This is a genomic window from bacterium, assembly GCA_018830565.1.
Lineage (GTDB): Bacteria > UBA9089 > JAHJRX01 > JAHJRX01 > JAHJRX01 > JAHJRX01.
In genome coordinates this window covers 1-5,314 of record JAHJRX010000044.1, presented here as the reverse complement: position 1 = coordinate 5,314, position 5,314 = coordinate 1, and the positions used below count along the sequence as shown (strand labels likewise).

The window sequence follows — 5,314 nt, the reverse complement described above, 5'->3', positions numbered from 1 at the left end:
TGGTACAAAAACGATATGGTTGGGGCTTCAAGAGCTGGATAATATGACTGAAATGTGGAAGATATTCAATGGAAGAGTGGGTCAAGGTTCTCCTGTTCCTCCTTGATAATTTGTCCAGTAAAAGATATGGGTAAAGATAAGTTGATAAAGGGGGATTAAGGGGGATTTAAATCGCTTACGCCGGACGAGCGAAAAAATTTAATGGACCATTTTTCATTAATAAGTGCTATAATGGCAGCTCTATAATAGCTCGATCTAAATATTTGATGACTAATTGTTGACAACTAATACCTTCTATGGAGGAATTATCTGGATAGGACTACAACCCAAAGAGAAAATGAAATATTAAATCAGACCATTGATATTCTTAAAAAATATCTCAAGCCAGACTTAATTATTTTATTTGGTTCAAGGGCAAAACAAAACTATCCGGCTCACGCTGATTTTGACCTGGCAATTGACAAGGAAAAGGTTGATCTAAGGTTGGAAAGAAAAATAAAGGAAGAGATTGAAGAAATAGCTGGACTTTACAAGGTTGATCTTGTCTTTTTAAACGCCGTGGATAAGTCCTTCAAGGATATAATCTTAAAAACAGGGCGAGTAGTTTATGGAAGAAAAAGTTAAGTATGCCGTTGAAAAATTTACCAACGGTTTTGAAAAATTAAAAGAAGCTATCCAAGAGGCTAAAGATGACCTTGATAAAGATGGGGCCATTCAAAGATTTGAATTCACCTTTGAGTTGTTATGGAAGGCATTAAAGATATTTCTTGAATATCAAGGGATTGCGGTAAATACACCCAGAGAAAGTTTAAAAGAAGCTTTTAGAATTAATTTACTTGGTGACGAAGAAGTATTCCTCAAGATGCTTGAAGATAAAAACAAGACATCGCATATTTATGATGAAGAAACATCACAAGAAATATTTGAGAGAATTAAAACTGCTTATCTTCAATCTATAGAAAAGGTTTTAGCCAACTTACAGGGAAAATTAATAATTAACCATGAGAAAGTCTAAACATAAAAAGAGAAAATTTTATCTTTGATTTTTGGCTCTTGATATAACTTGATATAAGAAAGGGAAAATAAGTTAATGAAAGAGATTTTTGAAGCCATATTTGAAAAAGCAAAAACTTATTGCCGGGATAAGACTGACCTGACTCATCTTATCACGGCATTAGGAATGGCCGAGAAACTAATCCATTTAGAAGGTGGTAACGAAAGAATAATCATACCCGCCATTATTCTCCATGATACCGGCTGGCATATGTTTTCCTACGAAGAAGAGCTAAAAGCAAGAAAGATTCATAGGGAGTTAGAAGGGATAAGATTACTCCACCAGCATGAAATCGAAAGTGCTAACATAGCAAAAAAGCTCCTGTCTGAACTAAATTGGCCGCCAGAAGAAAAAAAAGAGATTCTAGAGATTATCAACTGGCATGATACAAAAACCAGACTAATCTCGAAAGAAGCCAAGATTGTTAAAGATGCCAATGTCTTATCAAGATATATACCAGAATGTTTTGAATTATTTACGGCTAAATTTAACTATACCGAAGAGAAATTCTTTGAATTCCTTGAGGAAAACACCAAGAGATGGTTTCAGACTAAAAGCGCCAAAGATATGGCCAGGGAATATCTATTAAAAAGACAATTAAAAATTTCAGAAGCTAGTTTTGAAAAGGAACTACCAAACAAGGTTTATAAAATCCTAATCAAGTTAGAAGATGAGATAGCTGAAAAGATTGATTTAAGGTTAGAAGAATTAATTATAAATAACATCAAGGAAAAGGCACGAGATCTATCTAAGACAATCAAGCTATATTTAATTAATCGAGAGTACCTTGATCTAAAACAATTACAAGATGACGAAGAATTTTATCCTCTGGTTACTCAGAAAGTAGGTGAAAGTGGTTACTTTGGGATAATAGATAGAAAGACCGGTCAGATTATCTTTCATCCTGATAGAAGGATAATAAATTTATCACCAGAAGAGGTTGAAGAAAAATACAGACCAGGTGAATACTTGCATGGATTCTGGGACTGGCAGAAGAAGGCCAGGGCTGGTGAGGAGACTTATTCTTATTACCAGGGCATGAATATAGAGAATGAGGTAGTGGATAAGTTTCAGTATATGATCCCGTTAGATATCAAGGATGCCCAGTGGTCGCTGGTCTGTGCGGCTACCTGTAGGGACTTTTTTAAACACATCGAGATCCTGAGCCAGAATGTTATCCAATTGGTAGGTAATGTCTCAAAGCAGATTGGGGAGCTGACCAAAGAGCTATTTTATGAAAAAGAACAGCTGGAGGTAACTTTACGGAGCATTGGTGATGGTGTCATCATTACCGATGCCCAAGGCAAAGCAGTCTTACTTAATAAGGTGGCCGAGAAACTTACTGGTTTCAGAGAAAAAGAAGTCATGGGTAAACCTACCTGTGACTTCTTTTATATTATTAACGAGGCGACTCGCCAGCGATGTGAAAATCCAGTAAAAAAGGTGATCCAACTTGGTCATGTTGTTGGTCTGGCTAATAACACAGTCTTAATAACTAAAGATGGGCAAGAAAGAATTATCGCTGATAGTGGTGCCCCTATTTATAGCCGGGATGGCCAGGTAGCTGGCGTCATCTTAGTCTTCCGTGACATCACCGAACAGAAACAAATGCAAGAGAAACTTATCAAGACAGAAAAGCTGGCTGCTGTAACCCAAATGGCTTCTGAGGTTGCTCATGAGATCAAAAATCCATTAGCGGTGATCAAAGCTGGGCTTTATTACTTAAAAAAGACCTTGCTTCAAGACCAAGAAACTCAAAAGATTCTCTCCCAGTTAAATGATGCCACCGAAAGAGCAACTAATTATGTTAATGACCTTTTGAGTTTATCAAGACCACCACTGTTTATCTTAAAAAGCCTTGAGGTCCATAAACTTATTGAGGACTGCTTCGAGGAACTACCTCAAGGGACACTAACTAAAATCGAGATAAAGAAAGAATTAGCGATTGACCTGCCTCTTATGATCGTTGACCCAGACCGACTAAAACAAGTCTTTTTAAACCTGATCAAGAATGCCGTTGAGTCTATGAAGGAAGTTAAAGGTAAAAGAAAATTAGCCGTGAAGAGTAAAAAAGAAGGAAATTTCGTTAAGATAAGCATCTCTGATACCGGTAAAGGGGTGACAAAAGAAGACTTAAAGCAGATCTTTAACCCGTTTTTTACCACCAAAAAAAGCACCGGTTTAGGGTTAGCCATTTGTCAGCGGGTTGTTAATGCCCATCAAGGTCAGATTGAAGTTAAAAGCCAGGTAAATAAAGGAACAACCTTTGTAGTTAAACTCCCGATACAAAAAAACTCACAAGGAGCAAGGCTTAACCATTCTAATGATGGAAAATAAAGTTTATTTCAGTCAAGCAGAAGGACTAACTACTTATAATGGAAAATAAAGTTTATTTCAGTCAAGCAGAAGGACTAACTACTTATAATGGAAAATGATGGAAGTGGCAAAGAAGATAAAAGGTGCTCGTCTGCGACTACGGGTACAAGCAATAGCATTACTCAAGAAAGGGTGGCATCAGAAAGATGTTGCTGAAGCAGTGGGTGCAGGGATACGCACAGTTCGTGATTGGGCTTTCAGATACAACAAGGAAGGAATAGAAAGTCTATATAACAAACCTCGTAGTGGTGCTCCAAGAAAGCTGAAAGATTCTATAGGATTCAAGCAACGGGTGCTTGCTGGATCAGACTACAAACAAGATAATATAGTATCTTGGAATGGTCAGAAACTTCAGGAAGTTCTGCGTAAGGAGTTCAATGCAGATTACTCACTTTCAGGAGTTTATCTGGTTTTACACAGACTGGAATTGCGGTGGCTTATGCCACGTCCTTATCATCCAAAGGCTAATACTGAACTTCAGGAGGCTTTTAAAAAAACTTTAAAAATCAAGTAGAAGAGATAGGGAGAAAGTATCCTGATAAGGAATTAGAGATATGGTTTCAAGATGAGATGCGAGCTGGAATGAAAGGAACAATATCACGGATATGGTCACAAAGGGGATCACGTCCAATAGCACTGCAACAACAGGAGTTTGAGTGGGTTTATACTTTTGGTGCAGTCTGTCCGGCACGTGGTGAAGCAGCGGCTGTAGTGATGCCGTATGCTAATACAGATGCGATGAATGTACATTTAAAGGAGATTTCTCAGGGAAGTCAAGATGACGGCTCATGCTGTAGTGATATTGGATAAAGCAGGATGGCACACAACTAAGGAACTATAAATTCCGAAAAATCTAACCTTATTGGAATTACCACCATATTCGCCACAGTTAAATCCAACTGAACACTTATGGGATTGGATTCGCCGTTATCATTTATCTAACCGGACATACGAAGGATATGAGGAAATAGTGAATGCCTGTTGCGAATCATGGCTCGACTTGATTGCTGACAAAAACCGTTTGCGTTCGATGTGCTGGTTCCCTTGGATCAAAGAGGCGGAAACTTAATGGAAATGGTATAAGGTAATCTTTAAAAGCTAAAAACATAACAAGTCCTTTAAATTATAATAATTCAGTATAATATAAAACTTTAATATATTATACTGAAAATATCTTCTGATTTCAATAGCATTTTACTATTTTTTCTTGACATTTGTTGTTTTTTAAATAAAACTTTAATAAGTATAGAATAAAGATAAAAAAGAATGTTAGGCATATAAAACAATTTTGAAAGGAAAGAAGTAAGATCATGGGCATAATTAACGCAAAGATATTGTTAAAAAATCCGAGAAAATCAGAGCTGGAATTAGTTGAGGTCGAAGCATTAGCAGATTCAGGTGCAGTCCATCTTTGTATTCCTGAACACATAAGGATTCAACTGGAGTTAGATGAAATCGACAAGAAGGAAGTAACCTTGGCAGATGGGAGCCGAAAACTTGTTCCGTATGTTGGTCCCATTGAACTTCATTTCAAGAATCGTATTGGTTTTGCTGGAGCATTGGTTATGGGTGACCAGGCTTTACTTGGTGCCATTCCGATGGAAGACATGGATTTGGTCATCATTCCCAAAACTCGAACCTTAGAAGTAAATCCAAATAGTCCGAATATTGCGACATCGATAGCTAAGTAAAAGCCTAACAAATCGTTGCAGCGGACAGCGTGTAACGCTGCCGCTGAACTCTATCGTTAGGCAACCCCTTTGCTAAAAGTATCAGGTGAAAAATGACAACAAAGGAAAATATGACCGAACAACTTATTTCAACACAAAAAGAAAAAGTAAATTTTGACGCCCCAAGTGGACAAATACAGATTGCCTACTTCAT

Annotated in this window: 7 protein-coding genes; all 7 read left to right on the top strand. The window is 37.3% G+C overall.

Annotated elements, in window-relative coordinates:
- Positions 1–309 precede the first annotated feature (309 nt).
- The 7 genes from KJ849_03715 (at position 310) to KJ849_03685 (ending at position 5,121) form a co-directional block, all read left to right on the top strand.
- Positions 310–624 carry a nucleotidyltransferase domain-containing protein gene (locus KJ849_03715; GenBank protein ID MBU2599668.1) on the top strand — a complete coding sequence of 105 codons (315 nt, stop codon included), beginning with the start codon at positions 310–312 and terminating at the stop codon, positions 622–624.
- Complete coding sequence (locus KJ849_03710) at positions 608–1,015, top strand: nucleotidyltransferase substrate binding protein (protein MBU2599667.1); 408 nt, start codon at positions 608–610, stop codon at positions 1,013–1,015. The genes KJ849_03715 and KJ849_03710 overlap by 17 nt, the downstream gene beginning before the upstream one ends.
- 75 nt (positions 1,016–1,090) lie before the next feature.
- Positions 1,091–3,391 carry a PAS domain S-box protein gene (locus tag KJ849_03705; GenBank protein ID MBU2599666.1) on the top strand — a complete coding sequence of 767 codons (2,301 nt, stop codon included), beginning with the start codon at positions 1,091–1,093 and terminating at the stop codon, positions 3,389–3,391.
- A gap of 94 nt (positions 3,392–3,485) precedes the next feature.
- A complete protein-coding gene (locus KJ849_03700; GenBank protein ID MBU2599665.1) occupies positions 3,486–3,944 on the top strand; it encodes a winged helix-turn-helix domain-containing protein in 459 nt (152 codons plus the stop codon).
- 68 nt (positions 3,945–4,012) lie between these two features.
- Positions 4,013–4,240 carry a hypothetical protein gene (locus KJ849_03695; protein MBU2599664.1) on the top strand — a complete coding sequence of 76 codons (228 nt, stop codon included), beginning with the start codon at positions 4,013–4,015 and terminating at the stop codon, positions 4,238–4,240.
- A gap of 52 nt (positions 4,241–4,292) precedes the next feature.
- Positions 4,293–4,499, top strand: coding sequence for a transposase (locus tag KJ849_03690; GenBank protein ID MBU2599663.1), 207 nt, complete (start codon positions 4,293–4,295; stop codon positions 4,497–4,499).
- Between the two features lie 241 nt (positions 4,500–4,740).
- Positions 4,741–5,121, top strand: coding sequence for a clan AA aspartic protease (locus KJ849_03685; GenBank protein ID MBU2599662.1), 381 nt, complete (start codon positions 4,741–4,743; stop codon positions 5,119–5,121).
- Positions 5,122–5,314 lie beyond the last annotated feature (193 nt).

Excerpts from the sequence above, each read along its gene's own strand:
- KJ849_03710 (MBU2599667.1), top strand. The coding sequence starts at position 608 with ATGGAAGAAAAAGTTAAGTATGCCGTTGAAAAATTTACCAACGGTTTT.
- KJ849_03705 (MBU2599666.1), top strand. The coding sequence starts at position 1,091 with ATGAAAGAGATTTTTGAAGCCATATTTGAAAAAGCAAAAACTTATTGC.
- KJ849_03685 (MBU2599662.1), top strand. The coding sequence starts at position 4,741 with ATGGGCATAATTAACGCAAAGATATTGTTAAAAAATCCGAGAAAATCA.
- KJ849_03700 (MBU2599665.1), top strand. The coding sequence starts at position 3,486 with ATGATGGAAGTGGCAAAGAAGATAAAAGGTGCTCGTCTGCGACTACGG.
- KJ849_03695 (MBU2599664.1), top strand. The coding sequence starts at position 4,013 with ATGAAAGGAACAATATCACGGATATGGTCACAAAGGGGATCACGTCCA.